This is a genomic window from Larkinella fluvii (genome assembly GCF_051857545.1).
Classification (GTDB): domain Bacteria; phylum Bacteroidota; class Bacteroidia; order Cytophagales; family Spirosomataceae; genus Larkinella.
In genome coordinates, this window is the sequence record NZ_JBPZHB010000001.1 from 237495 (window position 1) to 251991 (window position 14497).

At 51.6% G+C, this 14497-nt stretch carries 15 protein-coding genes; 9 read left to right on the top strand and 6 right to left on the bottom strand.

Annotated elements, in window-relative coordinates; genetic code table 11:
* Nucleotides 1–14: 14 nt before the first annotated feature.
* Both ACS5NO_RS01105 and ACS5NO_RS01110 read right to left on the bottom strand, forming a co-directional pair.
* Nucleotides 15–398, bottom strand: a complete 384-nt coding sequence (locus ACS5NO_RS01105) for a RidA family protein (RefSeq protein WP_439413458.1) — start codon at nucleotides 396–398, stop codon at nucleotides 15–17.
* Nucleotides 399–485: 87 nt separating this feature from the next.
* The gene (locus tag ACS5NO_RS01110) at nucleotides 486–1199 is read right to left on the bottom strand and encodes a pyridoxine 5'-phosphate synthase (RefSeq protein WP_439413459.1); all 714 of its coding nucleotides are present in this window, start codon (nucleotides 1197–1199) and stop codon (nucleotides 486–488) included.
* A gap of 136 nt (nucleotides 1200–1335) precedes the next feature.
* Here ACS5NO_RS01110 and ACS5NO_RS01115 point away from each other — a divergent pair, with 136 nt between their 5' ends.
* The 4 genes from ACS5NO_RS01115 (at nucleotide 1336) to ACS5NO_RS01130 (ending at nucleotide 5430) form a co-directional block, all read left to right on the top strand.
* Nucleotides 1336–1791 (top strand): GatB/YqeY domain-containing protein, encoded by a 456-nt coding sequence (locus ACS5NO_RS01115; RefSeq protein WP_439413460.1) that lies wholly within the window; start codon nucleotides 1336–1338, stop codon nucleotides 1789–1791.
* A gap of 176 nt (nucleotides 1792–1967) precedes the next feature.
* Nucleotides 1968–2561: a CvpA family protein gene (locus ACS5NO_RS01120; protein WP_191908811.1), complete on the top strand. Its 594-nt coding sequence runs from the start codon at nucleotides 1968–1970 to the stop codon at nucleotides 2559–2561.
* Nucleotides 2558–3613, top strand: a complete 1056-nt coding sequence (gene rlmN / locus ACS5NO_RS01125; RefSeq protein WP_439413461.1) for a dual-specificity RNA methyltransferase RlmN — start codon at nucleotides 2558–2560, stop codon at nucleotides 3611–3613. Before ACS5NO_RS01120 ends, rlmN begins: the two co-directional genes overlap by 4 nt.
* A 401-nt stretch (nucleotides 3614–4014) precedes the next feature.
* Nucleotides 4015–5430, top strand: coding sequence for an inorganic phosphate transporter (locus tag ACS5NO_RS01130; RefSeq protein WP_114406313.1), 1416 nt, complete (start codon nucleotides 4015–4017; stop codon nucleotides 5428–5430).
* Nucleotides 5431–5442: 12 nt separating this feature from the next.
* Here ACS5NO_RS01130 and ACS5NO_RS01135 read toward each other — a convergent pair whose 3' ends face one another.
* Nucleotides 5443–6255, bottom strand: a complete 813-nt coding sequence (locus tag ACS5NO_RS01135) for a lysophospholipid acyltransferase family protein (protein WP_439413462.1) — start codon at nucleotides 6253–6255, stop codon at nucleotides 5443–5445.
* Nucleotides 6256–6497: 242 nt separating this feature from the next.
* Here ACS5NO_RS01135 and ACS5NO_RS01140 point away from each other — a divergent pair, with 242 nt between their 5' ends.
* Nucleotides 6498–7190, top strand: coding sequence for a porin family protein (locus ACS5NO_RS01140; RefSeq protein ID WP_439413463.1), 693 nt, complete (start codon nucleotides 6498–6500; stop codon nucleotides 7188–7190).
* Nucleotides 7191–7403: 213 nt separating this feature from the next.
* On the opposite strand, the gene ACS5NO_RS01145 is transcribed toward ACS5NO_RS01140, so the two are convergent.
* Nucleotides 7404–8048: a hypothetical protein gene (locus ACS5NO_RS01145; protein WP_439413464.1), complete on the bottom strand. Its 645-nt coding sequence runs from the start codon at nucleotides 8046–8048 to the stop codon at nucleotides 7404–7406.
* Between the two features lie 324 nt (nucleotides 8049–8372).
* Here ACS5NO_RS01145 and ACS5NO_RS01150 point away from each other — a divergent pair, with 324 nt between their 5' ends.
* The gene (locus ACS5NO_RS01150) at nucleotides 8373–8747 is read left to right on the top strand and encodes a hypothetical protein (RefSeq protein WP_229312149.1); all 375 of its coding nucleotides are present in this window, start codon (nucleotides 8373–8375) and stop codon (nucleotides 8745–8747) included.
* Nucleotides 8748–8805: 58 nt separating this feature from the next.
* Here the strand turns inward: ACS5NO_RS01150 and ACS5NO_RS01155 are convergent, their stop codons facing one another.
* Nucleotides 8806–9837 (bottom strand): aldo/keto reductase, encoded by a 1032-nt coding sequence (locus ACS5NO_RS01155; RefSeq protein WP_114406309.1) that lies wholly within the window; start codon nucleotides 9835–9837, stop codon nucleotides 8806–8808.
* Nucleotides 9838–9955: 118 nt separating this feature from the next.
* Between ACS5NO_RS01155 and ACS5NO_RS01160 the strand changes: the two genes are divergently transcribed.
* Complete coding sequence (locus ACS5NO_RS01160; protein ID WP_439413465.1) at nucleotides 9956–10261, top strand: hypothetical protein; 306 nt, start codon at nucleotides 9956–9958, stop codon at nucleotides 10259–10261.
* 1 nt (nucleotide 10262) lies between these two features.
* Here ACS5NO_RS01160 and ACS5NO_RS01165 read toward each other — a convergent pair whose 3' ends face one another.
* On the bottom strand, nucleotides 10263–12542 hold the full coding sequence (locus ACS5NO_RS01165; protein ID WP_439413466.1) for a glycosyl hydrolase family 95 catalytic domain-containing protein: 2280 nt from the start codon (nucleotides 12540–12542) through the stop codon (nucleotides 10263–10265).
* 229 nt (nucleotides 12543–12771) lie between these two features.
* Here ACS5NO_RS01165 and ACS5NO_RS01170 point away from each other — a divergent pair, with 229 nt between their 5' ends.
* Together ACS5NO_RS01170 and ACS5NO_RS01175 are read left to right on the top strand one after the other, a co-directional pair.
* Complete coding sequence (locus ACS5NO_RS01170) at nucleotides 12772–13299, top strand: DUF6265 family protein (RefSeq protein WP_222930275.1); 528 nt, start codon at nucleotides 12772–12774, stop codon at nucleotides 13297–13299.
* A gap of 62 nt (nucleotides 13300–13361) precedes the next feature.
* Entirely contained in the window at nucleotides 13362–14495 is a 1134-nt protein-coding gene (locus ACS5NO_RS01175) for an MBL fold metallo-hydrolase (RefSeq protein WP_439413467.1), read from the top strand.
* Nucleotides 14496–14497 lie beyond the last annotated feature (2 nt).

Sequence of the window (14497 nt, forward strand, 5' to 3'; positions counted from 1 at the left end):
GCCTCCGACCGCTGTCAGGATGTCCGCACAGCTACGGCTTCAATTTCGATCAGAAAACCGTAGTGTAGTTCCTTGGTTGGGACCACGGCGCGGGCGGGTTTGTGGTTACCGAAAAAATCCGCGTAAACCGCGTTGACCTGATCCCAAAGCGAAATGTCGGCGATGTAAACCGTCGTTTTCAGGACGTGGGTCAGGTCGCTCCCGGCAGCTTCCAGAATAGCTTTGACATTGTCCAGCACCTGCCGGGTTTGTACGTCGATCGGGCCGGTGAATTTCTCCTTCGTGACGGGATGAATGGGCAACTGACCGGATACGAAAATCAGGTCGTTCCAGACTGTAGCCTGGGCATAATGCCCGGCAGGAAGCGGAGCGTTGGGGGTTTCGACGGATGAAATCATGGTGTAGAGGAGAGAGGATAGACAAGAGAGTAAAGACAAAGTGCTGGTAGCCAGTTTAGTTTGTCTTTATTCTCTTGTCTATCCTCTTTATTCCAATTCTTTTAAATACAATTGAATGGTATTTTCCAGGCCCAGATACAGCGCGTCGCAGATGAGCGCGTGGCCGATGGAGACTTCGAGCAAACCGGGGATATTCTGGTGAAAATACCGCAGGTTTTCCAGACTTAAGTCGTGACCTGCGTTGAGACCCAATCCCAATTCGTTGGCAAGTTTGGCCGCCTGAACGAACGGAGCGATAGCGGCTTCCCGGTTTTCAGCGTAGTGAGCTGCATAGGGTTCCGTATACAATTCGATTCGGTCGGTACCGACTTCTTTGGCGCCCTGCACCATCTGCTCATCGGCATCGACGAAGATCGAAACCCGAATTCCCAAGTCTTTAAACTGCTTGACGAGATCCGTCAGGTAATCCCGGTGCAAAACCGTATTCCAGCCCGCGTTGGACGTAATGGCGTCGACCGCATCGGGAACCAGCGTCACCTGGTCGGGCCGCACGCGCGTCACCAGTTCAATAAACCGCTCGTCGGGGTTGCCTTCAATATTAAACTCGGTTGTGACTACCTCTTTCAACTGCAACACATCGTTATAGCGGATGTGCCGTTCGTCGGGGCGTGGATGAACCGTTATGCCCTGCGCTCCGAACCGTTCGCAATCGAGGGCCACGTTGACCACATTCGGGTTATTGCCACCCCGTGAATTCCGCAACGTGGCAATTTTATTGATATTAACACTCAAACGAGTCATTTTTTAGGGAAGAGTTATCAGTTAAGAGTTATGAGGTGCAAACAAGCCCATCCTGTTTTCGTAACTTTGCCAAACAGTCATTGGTTCCGGAGTTAAAGTAACTCTTAACTCATAACTTTTAATTATTAACTGAAATATGGCGCTGAAACAACAAATCGATGCTGACATCAAGGAGGCTATGAAAGCCCGGGAGCAGGATCGGTTGCGGGCTTTGCGGGCGATTAAGTCGCTGATTTTACTGGAAGAAACCAAAGACGGTTCGGCCGGGGGCGACATCAAGCCCGAAGATGAACTGAAACTGCTGACCAAAGCCGTTAAACAGCGGAGGGATTCGGCCGATATTTACCGCACGCAGGGCCGCGAAGATCTTTTGCAAGCCGAACTGGCGGAAATCGCTATCATCGAACATTATTTACCCCAGCAGCTTTCGGAAGCCGAACTGAAAACCCGCGTGCAGGATATCATCGCCCGCGTTGGTGCCACCGGGCCGTCGGATTTGGGAAAAGTAATGGGCGTGGCTACCAAAGAACTGGCGGGTCAGGCCGAAGGGAAAGCCATTTCAGCGTTGGTAAAGAATTTGCTGACTACGTAAAGGGTTGAATGGTTTTGATGGTTGAAAATGGTTTTGATGGTTTAAGGGTTGAAAAATGGTTGGATGGTTAAAATTACGACGAACCATCCAACCATTTTTCAACTATCCAGCCATTTTCAACCATCAAAACCATTTTTCAGCCCTTTAACCATCAAAACCATCCAACCATTTAACAATTGAAAATCCTCGACATCATCATCCTGATTACGTTGCTCTATGGCGCGTTCAATGGCTACCGCAAGGGTTTGCTGGTGGAAATTGTGGCCATTGTGGCGTTTATCGTGGCGATGATCGTGGGATTCAAGTTTCTGGGTTTTGGCATCGACCTGCTGGCACCGTACATCAGCATGGAAGTGGCCCGGCGGTTGTTGCCGTGGCTGGGCTTTTCCATTATTTTTTTTCCGACTGTTTTTCTGATCAACCGCATCGGTTTTTCCCTGCGTCAGTCGCTCAAATACACGCTTCTGGGTACGTTCGACAGTTTGGCCGGAGCGGCCGTTGGAATTTTTACCTGGGTTTTCGGAATTAGTGTAATGCTCTGGTTGTTAACGTGGATGGGAATCCGTATGCCCGTGAAACACACGCAGGAAACGTATCTCTATCCGGTCGTAAAACCCATTGCGCCCATCGTGATGGATGTAACCTCCGGCTGGATTCCCGTAGGAACGAACTGGATTCGAAAACAAAAGGAAGAATTTTCACGCAACTGGTCCGACGATAACACCGATTCGGAAGACTCCGGCGTGGAAAGACCGCATAAAAAAGGATGATTACAACGAAGCAGGATATACGCAAGCTTAGTGACGACCAACTGAAAACCTGGCTGACCAGCCACGGCGAGCAGGGGTTTCGGGCGAAACAAATTCAGGAATGGCTCTGGAAACATTCGGTACGAACGTTTGAGGAAATGACCAACCTGTCGCTGAAAACGCGGCAATTGTTGGCCGAACATTTTGAAGTGCGGACGCTGGCGGTTTCGAAACAGCAGCAAAGTGCCGACGGTACCATCAAATCGTCGTTCCGGCTTTATGACGGTAATCTGGTGGAGGGCGTGCTGATTCCGTCGTTGCGGAAAAGCGAGGACGACCGGATGACGGCCTGTATTTCGTCGCAGGTGGGGTGTTCGCTGACCTGCAAATTCTGCGCAACGGGTTATATGGACCGCAAACGCAACCTGGAAGCCAGCGAAATGGTGGATCAGGTGGTGGCCATTGACCAGCAGGCGAAAGAAGCCTACGGAACCGGTCTGACCAACATTGTCTACATGGGCATGGGCGAACCGCTGCTCAATTATGCCAACATGCTGGAGTCGGTCGAGCGGATTACGTCGCCCAACGGCCTGGGCATGGCGGCCAAACGGATTACGGTTTCGACCGCTGGAATTGCCAAAATGATTAAAAAACTGGGGGACGATCAGGTGAAATTCAACCTGGCGCTTTCGCTTCATGCTGCCAACGACGAAAAGCGCAACCAGATTATGCCCATCAACGAGAGCAATTCGCTGCCCGCACTGGCCGAAGCGCTGACGTATTTTTACCAGAAAACCGGTACGCGGGTTACGTTTGAATACATCGTTTTCAACAACGTCAACGATACGCTGGAGGACGCCAAAGAGCTGTGGCAATTCACGAAGAAAGTACCGGCTAAAGTCAACATCATCGAGTACAATCCGATTTCGGAAGCCGACTATAAAAATACCGATCCCCAGACACTCGACCGGTTTGCCGGTTTTCTGGAAGACCGGGGCGTCATCGTCAACATTCGCCGGAGCCGGGGCAAAGACATCGATGCCGCCTGCGGACAATTGGCCGGGAAACAGTAACTTAACGCCAACTATGAGATGACGCCCTTGCTTAAGTGCCAGCGGCACGTAATGTTAATAGCAAATCGGTATTCTAAGAGTTCCAGGCGTGCCGGAGGTGCGCAACTCAGCCTATATCGCGTACCTCCGGCACGCCTGGAGCTCTTAGAATACCGATTTGCTATTAACATCGGACCCCTGGGGTCAGTCATCTCACAGTTTGCGTTAATTTACTCATACCTTTCAGGTTTTGCGATTCCAATGAAGGGTATCACTTTAGCCAGACCTGCCAGGTTTTGAAAACCTGACAGGTCTATTGCTTAACATTTAGGTAACATTGCGATCAAAAGTTTACCGTACTTTTGAGCCAAATTGATTTGTTGAGTTTTTACTAAGACTCAGTTTCACAGACTTGTATCTGCATGTTCGGATTAGAAACGGATATTTTTATCCTCCTCGCACTTTGTCTCTTCGCTGCCTGCGCTTTTGAATTTGTCAACGGATTTCACGATACGGCCAACGCCGTGGCTACGGTTATTTATACAAACTCCCTGAAACCCAATGTGGCCGTGGTCTGGTCTGGCATCTGGAACTTTATAGGTGTGTTGCTGGGTGGTATTGGCGTGGCCATGGGAATTGTCAATCTACTGCCCGTCGAATTGCTGGTCGACCAGAATGTGTATCACAGCATTGCGATGGTGCTGGCGCTCCTGTTCAGCGCCATTATCTGGAATTTAGGAACCTGGTATTTTGGTCTGCCCAGCTCAAGTTCGCACACCCTGATTGGCTCGATCCTGGGCGTTGGACTGGCTTTTTCAACGATGGGTCGGGCGGGTGAACCTGGAGGGGTCAACTGGGAAGAAGCCACGAAAATCGGGAAGGCCCTGCTGCTTTCTCCCTTGATCGGTTTTAGCCTTGCCATTATCCTGATGTTTCTGTTGCGCCGGTTGGTGAGCAACAAAGACCTTTTTAAAGAACCCAAAAAAAACACGCCCCCGCCGACCTGGATTCGCTCCATTCTGATCATTACCTGCACGGGCGTTAGTTTTTTCCACGGGTCGAACGACGGGCAGAAAGGCGTCGGGCTGATCATGCTGATTCTGATTGGGATTACCCCGGCTTATTTTGCCCTCAACAACACCATTGACCCGACCACGATGCGCGGCAATCTGGTACAGATTTCACAAATCGTCAACAAAATTGATACCACGGGGCTGTCCGATACCGATCGGGGCCGGGTGGCCGGTACAAAAGCAGAGATTGTTGATTTGCAGCGTGTGATCAGTCTGCCACTGGTGGATGGGAAGTTCAGGGCCGAAGAGCGGTTGCAGATTCGCCGGGACTTGCTGCTGATCAACAACAACGTCAAAAAGTTAATGGAAAGTGAAGATGTCGACCTGAGTGCAACCGACATCAACACGCTGACGACGAACCTGAACGAGAAAGTAGGCTTGCGCCGGTTTACGGATTATGCACCGTTTTGGGTCATTCTGATGATCGCCCTGTCGCTCGGCCTGGGTACAATGGTGGGCTGGAAGCGGATTGTAGTCACGATCGGCGAGAAAATCGGGAAGCAGCATTTAACCTACGCGCAGGGTGCTTCGGCAGAGTTGGTAGCCGCTACGACCATCGCCCTTGCCACGCTTTATAAAGCGCCGGTCAGCACGACCCACATGCTGTCGTCGGGGATTGCCGGGAGTATGGTGGCCAGCAAAGGGATCAAAAATCTGCAGGGCGGAACGGTTCGGAACATCGCCCTCGCCTGGCTGATGACGCTGCCGGTTTCCGTGACGCTGTCGTTCACCCTTTACCTGCTTTTCCGCTGGATTTTGGATTAAAGCCGGTTTTTGCTACAACCACTTCAGTTTCTCTTTCGGAATATCCTGCTCGATGGCTTCCCGCACTTTATCGATCAGAGCGTCAACGGGTTCATCTTCCCGGTAGTGCAAAGGCGGTTTGAAGCGCACAGTCAACTCGGTATTCCGCTTCTTGATCCGTAAGCCTTTCTTATCGAAAGCCCGCCGAAAACCGTTGATCACGACTGGAATTACAATCGGATTGTTGTTTTTAAGGATGTGTGCGGTTCCTTTCCGAATCGGCGCGTAAGGGCTCGTGGTCCCCTGTGGAAAACTAACCACCCAGCCGTGTTCGAGGGCTGCGGCAATGCGGTCATTGGCCGTATTATCTACTTCCCGTTTCACATCCTGCCCCTTCGCCCGCCAGGAACGCTCGACCTGAATGGCTCCTCCCAACGAAAAAATACGCGGTACCAAACCGCCTTTCATGGTTTCGCTGGCGGCAACGTAATAGTTGCGGGCACGGGGCCAGAACAAATAGACCGGGGGCGAAATCGTGTTTGTAAATCCCCATTTGACGCTACAGAAAATGTGGTAAAAAGCAATGACATCGGCAAAATACGTCTGATGGTTGGACAGAAATACTACGTTGTTGATCGGCAAATCCTTCAAATGCTCAGCCCCCTCAATGGTGATTTTGTTGTAAACCGTATACCGGAAGTAGGTAATCCAGCCAACGATGGCAATCATGATTCGTTTGATAAACAACGAGTTACCGAAAGGGTCTTTTTCGAAAACCCCCAAAAAATCCAGCCTGTCAAGCGGTTTTGGTAAAAAGCTGTAGCGGGTTGGTTTTTTCTCCGTCATTATTCAAAAGCGTTGGCGTGGTTGAACAGGTACTAAAGCGGCAAAAGCAATGCAATGTTTTCGGTATAAAGTACTAAAAGATCCATGATTTTAACTAATTCTGAACAAAATGCCCCGGGTCATTAATCCATTGCCGCCGACACCTGTCCAAGCATCAGATTGCAAAACCAACCGGCTCTTTTGAGATCAGAACGTAAGCTACCGGTTTGCCATCGAACAACCAACCAATCTTTTGATCGACCATGAAACGCTTTACACTGGCAGCATTCGCTGCGCTGACCTTCTTTCTTATTCAAACTGCATCGGCTCAGGTTCAGGTCGGCTTTCGGGCAGGGGCCAATTGGGGGGCGGTTTCCAAACCCGAATTTTTAGACAGCTTTTCACCCACTTTCCGCCTGTCGCCCGGCCCAACCGGCGCGTTGTTTCTGGAAGTTCCGGTGAGTGACCGCGTGAGCATCCGCCCCGAAATTGCGTACGTTCAAAAAGGCTTTGTGGTCGATGAAGGTTTTGATCTGTCGATAGGAAACTGGGATTTGCCACTGGGTGCCCGCGTTGCCTACCAGACCCGCTATGTGGAGCTGCCGGTTTTGGCCAAAATTAACCTGAACGAAGGACCGGTTCAAGTCTATATGCTGGCGGGAGCTGCCGCCGGTTACGCCGTCAACGGTCGGATTCGCACCCGCACCAGCGGTATTTTCCGGAGCCAGCCCATCGATGTCGACATGAATATGAATACGATGGGCTATAACCGCTGGGATTTCAGTGCCATTGGCGGACTGGGTCTCAGCATCGACGCCGGACGGGGCAAGTTCTTTGCCGAAACCCGGTATGAACACGGTTTTTCGCGGCAATATGATTTGCCCTTCCTTCAGCTTCCCATCCGCAACCGCGGACTCAGCGCGTCGATTGGCTACTCGTTCGCGATAGGGCAGTGAAGGAGGAATAATGAATGATAAATATTAAATGTAAGATGATGAATGTAAAAGTTAAGTAGCTCATCTGTACACACTTTATCATTTCACATTCATCATTTTACATTTAATATTTATTAAAAGACAGTTTGTGTGTGTTTAAGGGTTAGAGTTGAATTGGAAAAGCCCGGTGCGTTTGCGCCGGGCTTTTTTGCAATGGTTCGGGGGCATTTCGGATTAGAGAACGCCTTTCACAAAGCCGAGAACGCTATCCAACTGGCCCTTCACGGCGGGTTCAGCAGCTTTTGCGGCTACGCCCCCTTTACTCAGTTTCGAGAGTCCGCCGAGGGCCGTTGTGATGAGTGAATTGCCCGTACTGGCACTGCTTCCGCCCAGCGCCGAGAGGCCGGTTTTAACCAGATTCAGGTTGCTGGTCAGTCCGGTAACTTTCGAGAGCAGGTTCCCGCCCCCCATGAGCTTTTCGATTTGGTTTGCACCGAGGGCCATTTTGGCCAGGCTCACTGCTTTTTGCAAAATATCGCCTTTCAGCAAACCGCTTTGCGCCAGCGGAATCAATTTTTTCAGGTTTCCGACTTGTCCCAGCAATTTGTCTTTCAGACTTCCGGTGCTGCTTTTGGCTTCGGTTTCGAGGGCCGTGGTGCCGGCCTGCAACGCTTTCACGGTGCCGGTTTTGTCGCCTTTCGCATTGGCTGCTACGGCTTTATCGAGCAGGGCCGCTGTTGAGTCGGAGCTGATCAGGAGGGCGTGAAGCGACGTGATGGCACCCCGGGCCGGTGCTGCCGCCGGTGCTGCCGCCGATGCGGTTGACGCATAACTGATGGCTGCGATCGAAGCCGCAAAACAGAAAATGATTTTCTTCATAGTAGTATGGTTTTTAGCGTTTTTTCAAGCGAATTGGGCTGGCCTGATAGGCACGCAGAAAGTTAATGCTTTTACAAACATGAAAGACAAGGAGACTTCGTTTAGTTTTTTGGAAAACCGGTCGCTGGGCGTACACTTTTGTCCGCATTTGAACAGGGATTGTCCGGCTTCGTACACTTGAAAAGTAAGTGTAAATTCCTATTTTCTGATTATCAATTAGTTATAAAATTGGTATTGCCTTGGCACGGCGTTGGCATTATAGATCATCGAACAGGAAACAACAACGCTAAGACATAAACAACACAATACTAAACAACAAATATCATGATGAATTTACTGAGTAATCTGATTTGCACCGCTATCCTGAGTACTACCCCGGTTGACAACGGAACGGCTCCCAAAACCCTCACGTTCGATGCCAGTGCCTACGTGACCATCAACAACCAAATCCGGGTTGCGGTCGAAAAAACCGCCCTTGAGCCGGTGGTCGTTCTGTTGCGTGACAAAAACAACCGGGTGATGTTTCAGCAATTTGTGGGCAAGAAAGAACAGAAGTACGCCGTCAAACTGAACGTTGCGGAGTTGCCCGATGGCAAGTATGAACTGGAAGTAAAATCGAAAGAAGGCAGCATTGTCAAAGAGGTGAACCTGGGTTCGGAGCCGGTTGAAGCGCCAACGCGACTGGTGGTCATGAACTAACAACTTCGGGTATCTAACACATAAAAAAGGCCAGGTCGCTCCTGGCCTTTTTTATGCGTTACTGTACGTACTTTTTCCGATCATTCGCCTGCCGATCCACCATCCAACCCGGATATTCGGGAGCCAGTTTGCTGATGTCATCCAGTTTTTTCAGGTCGTCGGCACTCAGAACGACGTCGATTGCTTTGAGGTTGTCTTCGAGTTGTTCCGGTTTTTTGGCTCCGATAATAACCGTCGTTACTGCGGGTTGGTGCAACAGCCACGCGAGCGCGATCTGGGCTACCGAAACGCCTTTTTCTTCGGCCATCGGTTCCATCACGTCCAGAATATCGTATGCTTTTTCCTTGTTGACCGGTGGAAAATCAAAATTCACCCGGCGGGAATCTTCCGGTTGTTTGTTGCGACCGTATTTGCCGCTCAGCAAACCGCCCGCCAGCGGGCTCCAGACCATCAGGCCCACTTTTTGATCCAGCAGCAGCGGAACAATCTCACGCTCCAGATCCCGGCCCGCAATGGTGTAATACGCTTGCAGGGACACAAATTTGGCCAGATCCTTGTGTTCAGAATACGACAACGCTTTCATCAAATGCCAGGCTGCCAGGTTGCTGCAACCGATGTAACGGACTTTCCCACTCTTCACCAGATCGTCCAACGCCCGGAGCGTTTCTTCCAGCGGGGTTAGAAAATCGAAACCGTGGATCTGATACAGGTCGATGTAGTCGGTGTTCAGCCGACGCAGACTTTCCTCGGCCTGCTGCACAATGTGCTTCCGGCTCAAGCCGATCTGGTTGGGTCCTTCACCCATTTTACCCCGGACTTTGGTGGCAATGACCAGATCATCGCGGTTGAGACCGAGGTTTCGAATGGCCTGACCGGTAAGTTGTTCCGACACGCCTTCGGCATAGACATTGGCGGTGTCGATAAAATTAATGCCCGCATCGACGGAGCGTTTCAGAAGCTGATCGACCGGTTCCTGCTCCAGTTTTCCAATGGCCGCCCACATGCCCGTGCCGCTTCCGCCGAAGGTCATGGTGCCTAAACAAAGCTCGGAAACCAGTAATCCGGTGTTTCCCAGAAGGTTGTATTTCATAGTGTGTGATGATTTTGGGTTTTTCGGTACCGCTTCAGGCTGCTTTGGGAAGCGTTATACCGTTCATTCTAACAAAACCGGTTGCAATTCGTTTCATTGAACAAATGATGTTATTGTTATGCGCCCGATTGTCATGTTCCTCGTTTTTAGTTTTTCCGCTGGTGCCTGTTTGGGACAAAGCGATACCGTTCGGCAAAAACCGCAACAACTCCCGACCACGATTGCGCCCGTAGTGACGCCTTCGAATAGTGTACCAATGACGAGCCCGGCTGCCGAACCGGTATCGACGCCGGGCAAAGTCATCAGTCCGCGCGAGGGAAGAGGCAAACGTAAGGTCAGAGTCGTTCCGCCGAGCGATCCCAATGCCTTTGGCGTGGGAGCAACCCTGGAAAAACGTGATACCACCCGGCGGAAGGACAATTAATCTATTGATTTTGCAAGGTGATCGAACCGCCTGCTTGCAGCTTCAACGTCACAAAACCGGGTTCTGAAGGTTCAACGGTCGCTTTTTGTGAGGTTTTGATAACGTAGGTATTGAAAGGCAGTTTTAGGCGGGTTGTGCCGCCTTGGTCGGTTTTTACCGTAATCTCTTTCACGATTCCGGCACGTTTTTGAGCACTGACCAGAAAAGCCCCTTCCGTTCGTAAATCCCTAAAACCGGCGTCTTGCCAGGTGGCGGGAATGGCCGGAAAAATTTCGAGAAAACCGGCGTAACTCTGGATCAGCATTTCCTGTAAACCGGCAGCAAACGCAAAGTTTCCTTCCAGCGTGAACGGTCGGTACGTAAACTTCGATTTTCCGGATTTAGTCTGATCGCCGTTCAGGTGAAACGAGTTGACTGAACAAAAGGCCGAGGCAAAGGTATGCAGGGCTTCGGCGGCTCCCGATCCGTCTTTCGCCCGCGCTTTCAGACTGCCCAGCCAGGCGTAGGAATAGCCACACCACCAATCCGGCCCGACGCGGTCGAGCAACGCCAGTGAATTCTGAATAATCTGCTGCGACTTTTCGCCGTCTTCCCACCGAATCAGGCCCAGTGGATGAATCGCCATGAGGTGCGAAAAATGGCGGTGGGATTCATTGTAGGGTAAACTGGCGGCAAACATCAGTTCGTTCCGGTCGCTCAACGCAAAATCACCAAACTGGTTTTGAATAGCCTGCCAATGCCGGGTATCCGCTTCGTTGCCCAAAGCCGTCGCCATTTCGGTTGCGGTTTTAAACACAAACTTCATGAGGGACAAATCGTAGTTGGTGTTAGTGGGAAACCAGGCTTCCAGTTTATTATCCTTGATTTCCGGACTCGAGCTGATGGGCAGTTTCCTTTTTCCGTTTTCATCCAAAACCGTCAGTTGTTCCAAGTGCTGCGCCACGCCTTTCAGCCACGGATAGGCTTTCTGGCGCAGAAAAACCGCATTGTTGCTATACCGCCACTGTAAATAATAATGCTGCGCCAGCCAGGCCGAAACCGTGGGCGAGAGCGAATACTGAATCCACCCACCCATCTCCTTGCCTGTCAGTGTGGTGACGCCCGGAACGGCAATCCCGTCGGTTCCGAAATACCGTTTGGTGTAGTCGCGATACGTCGGCAAATTCTCTTCCAGGTGATTGATGTACCCGATGCTTTCTTCCAGATGATTCCCGCTGTAGCTCGGCCAGTAACTCAGTTGCGTGTTCAGATCATGGTGGTAATCGCCTTTCCAGGGCGGAATCCGGCCGTTGTCGGCCGTCCAGACGGCTTGGAGCGAAATTGGTGGCGCATCGGCACGGGCGGTGGCGCCAAACTTGTAGGTTTCCAGATACCATTGTTTTTGGAGCAGCGAATCCGGCACCTGAACCGACGACTTCGACCAGAACCGCTGCCACCAGCTTCGGTGTGAAGCCAGATCGGCGGCAAAAATTCGGTTGGTCGACGCGGTTTTTGCCAAACTGGCGGTTTTCTTTTTTTCGGGATACGCCGACGCAATGGTCCAGGTTCCTTCCAACGTGCTGCCTTTCCGCGTCCATTGCACCGTGACATCGTACGAAAAACCGCCCCAGCCGGTCTGGTGATACGTGATTTTGTTTTTTTGCTGCAAAACGGTCCCTTGGGAATACCCTAAACGCACCAGATCGTCGCCATCGACCACGGCATTTTCGGCTTTTCCCTGAATGGATTTGCCATAAGCCGGCGGTATCAGTTCAAGAGTGAAGTGGGCCGGGATTTTCTCGAAACGAAACCAGCCAACCGGTTCGGTTGCGTGGACGAACGAACGCAAAACCGCTCCGTTCTGCCAGGTCACTTCCGCAACGGCCTCCTGAATGAGCAGCCGGGCCGACTGCACGGACCCGAGTGCGGCCGTGTTGAATTCGAGAGCCGCCCCCGGAATTTTGGTCGGGCCGGGTTCTTCATCATACGGTTTATCGAAATACTGCTGAACGATTTTGTAGTCTTTTTTCATGACTTGATTCTGCACCCACTGGTAGCTGAATTCGGGCCGGTCGAGCCCGCGCATCGGGCGCAAATCCCACAAATCCACCCGATCCAGCGAGAACCGGAGACGGTCGTTTTTCTGCCAGATCAGCGCACCCAGAACCCCGTTGCCCAACGGCAGCGCTTCGTCCCAGCGGGTGGGCAGTTGCGAAAACCGGAGATCCTGCGGGCTGACTTTGAGCGATTGCGCGGTAGTCGGCTGAGGGCCTAACAGAAACCAGCAGGCGATTCCTGTCAAAAATGAACGAATTTGATTTGCACAGATGGTAGTCGGGATCATAAAAGGGTAGAGGGCGGTATTTTAAGGAAGGCAAGGTCTACAGGCGTAGGCAAAAAAGCAAATGAGATGAAAGAAGTGAGATGAAAGAATAAAGACCTGTTGGGTGGGTAGTGAATGGTCTTTTTTCTCCCGTCTTTTCTCTTTAATCCCGGCTGCGTATCTTGCCGTCCAACAAAAACCTATTCCCATGAACCGATTTAGAAATTTCCGCTTCGGCACCTTGCGCGATTCCATTCCTTTTGCCATTCTGATAGCGCTCTATTTAGTCGTAAACCAGGCCGCTCAGGCCCAAACCGGCTCGTTGGCAGATGTCAGCTTTATGGAAGGTCGCTGGAAAGGAACCTTCAACGGCGGGCCGATCGATGCGGCCTGGGCTGCTCCGCAGGGCGACAACCTGGCCGGTTTTATGCGCATGATGAAAGACAACAAAGTGACGATGTATGAACTGTTGATTTTTGAGCAAACCGAAAAAGGACCGATCGTGCTGGTCAAACACTTCAAACCCGGTTTGATCGCTTCGGAAGAAAAAGACGTGTCGGACCGGTATTCGTTCATCGAGGCCAAAAAGAACCAGGCCTTGTTTGAAAAATCGGACGGCTCGATCCGGATTATCTACGAAAAACGCTCGGACAACCAACTGGTGATTCAACGCGGCAATCAAAAGGACGGCAAGTGGGTTTTCGCCGATTTGTTTGTGTTTGACCGGGTTCGGTGAGGAACTCCCCAAAGGGCCGGGGTGTTGTGACGTGAAGCCCAATGCTGAGCAACACCCCCTGCATGAAAAAAGTCTTAAAAAGAATGGCCCTGATTCTCGTTTCCCTCCTCATTCTCCTGGTTATTGCCGTCGTTGCGTTTGTAAATTTTGCTCCCCAGTTCGGCGAAAACCCGGCGGGTGAGCGGCTGAAACGCATGCAGGCTTCCCCCAATTTTAAAGACGGTACGTTTCAGAATCTGGTGCCGACCAGCCTCGATATGTCGGCGGGGAAAATGGTGTCGGCTACCTGGAAAATGCTGACGGGCGTGCCGGGAGCCGAGCCGACTGATACCATCCAAACCGTCCCGTTTGATCAGGCGGTTTTTGAAGGCAATGGCGGACCCGAGCAGGTCGCCATTAGCTGGTTCGGGCATTCATCTTTGTTGATTCGGATTCAGGGGAAAACCTTGCTGACCGACCCGGTTTTTAGCGAACGGGCGTCGTTTGCGTCCTTCAGTGGCCCAAAGCGGTTTCCCTTTGATCATTACATGAATGTGGATGAACTGCCGCCGGTAGACGCCGTTGTGTTGTCGCACGACCATTACGATCACCTGGATTACGAGACTTTTACAAAGCTGAAGGGAAAAGTCAGCCGGTTTTTTGTGCCGCTGGGCGTGGGTGCGCATCTCGAAAAATGGGGGATTGCGCCGGATCAGATTACGGAACTGGACTGGCATGAATCCGTCAAATTTGACGATCTGACGTTGGTGTGTGCCCCGGCGCGGCATTTTTCCGGTCGCAGCCTGACCAACCGAAACGGCACGTTATGGTGTTCGTGGGCGTTGCTGGGAACGCAGAAACGGGTGTATTACGGGGGCGATACGGGCTATTATCCGGGTCTGAAAACCATCGGCGAGAAATACGGCCCCTTCGATATTGCTTTGCTGGAATGTGGTGCCTACAACGAAGACTGGATCGATATTCACATGATGCCGGAACAAACGGCTCAGGCTCAACTGGATGTCAAAGGCGACCTGTTGATTCCGATTCACTGGGGGAAATTCAATCTGGCCCTGCATACCTGGCGCGATCCCATTCAGCGGTTGATGAAAAAGTCGGCCGAACTAGGCACCAAAGTCGCCACGCCCCGGATTGGCGAAGTGGTCGTTCTGGGTTCGACGGTTCCGACCGGGCGGTGGTGGGAAGCCATGCCGTAGTC

Bases quoted from the DNA above. Each gene is read 5' to 3' on its own strand.
- ACS5NO_RS01105 (WP_439413458.1), bottom strand. From the start codon at position 398: ATGATTTCATCCGTCGAAACCCCCAACGCTCCGCTTCCTGCCGGGCAT.
- ACS5NO_RS01110 (WP_439413459.1), bottom strand. From the start codon at position 1,199: ATGACTCGTTTGAGTGTTAATATCAATAAAATTGCCACGTTGCGGAAT.
- ACS5NO_RS01115 (WP_439413460.1), top strand. From the start codon at position 1,336: ATGGCGCTGAAACAACAAATCGATGCTGACATCAAGGAGGCTATGAAA.
- rlmN (WP_439413461.1), top strand. From the start codon at position 2,558: ATGATTACAACGAAGCAGGATATACGCAAGCTTAGTGACGACCAACTG.
- ACS5NO_RS01130 (WP_114406313.1), top strand. From the start codon at position 4,015: ATGTTCGGATTAGAAACGGATATTTTTATCCTCCTCGCACTTTGTCTC.
- ACS5NO_RS01135 (WP_439413462.1), bottom strand. From the start codon at position 6,255: ATGACGGAGAAAAAACCAACCCGCTACAGCTTTTTACCAAAACCGCTT.
- ACS5NO_RS01140 (WP_439413463.1), top strand. From the start codon at position 6,498: ATGAAACGCTTTACACTGGCAGCATTCGCTGCGCTGACCTTCTTTCTT.
- ACS5NO_RS01145 (WP_439413464.1), bottom strand. From the start codon at position 8,048: ATGAAGAAAATCATTTTCTGTTTTGCGGCTTCGATCGCAGCCATCAGT.
- ACS5NO_RS01150 (WP_229312149.1), top strand. From the start codon at position 8,373: ATGATGAATTTACTGAGTAATCTGATTTGCACCGCTATCCTGAGTACT.
- ACS5NO_RS01155 (WP_114406309.1), bottom strand. From the start codon at position 9,837: ATGAAATACAACCTTCTGGGAAACACCGGATTACTGGTTTCCGAGCTT.
- ACS5NO_RS01160 (WP_439413465.1), top strand. From the start codon at position 9,956: ATGCGCCCGATTGTCATGTTCCTCGTTTTTAGTTTTTCCGCTGGTGCC.
- ACS5NO_RS01170 (WP_222930275.1), top strand. From the start codon at position 12,772: ATGAACCGATTTAGAAATTTCCGCTTCGGCACCTTGCGCGATTCCATT.
- ACS5NO_RS01175 (WP_439413467.1), top strand. From the start codon at position 13,362: ATGAAAAAAGTCTTAAAAAGAATGGCCCTGATTCTCGTTTCCCTCCTC.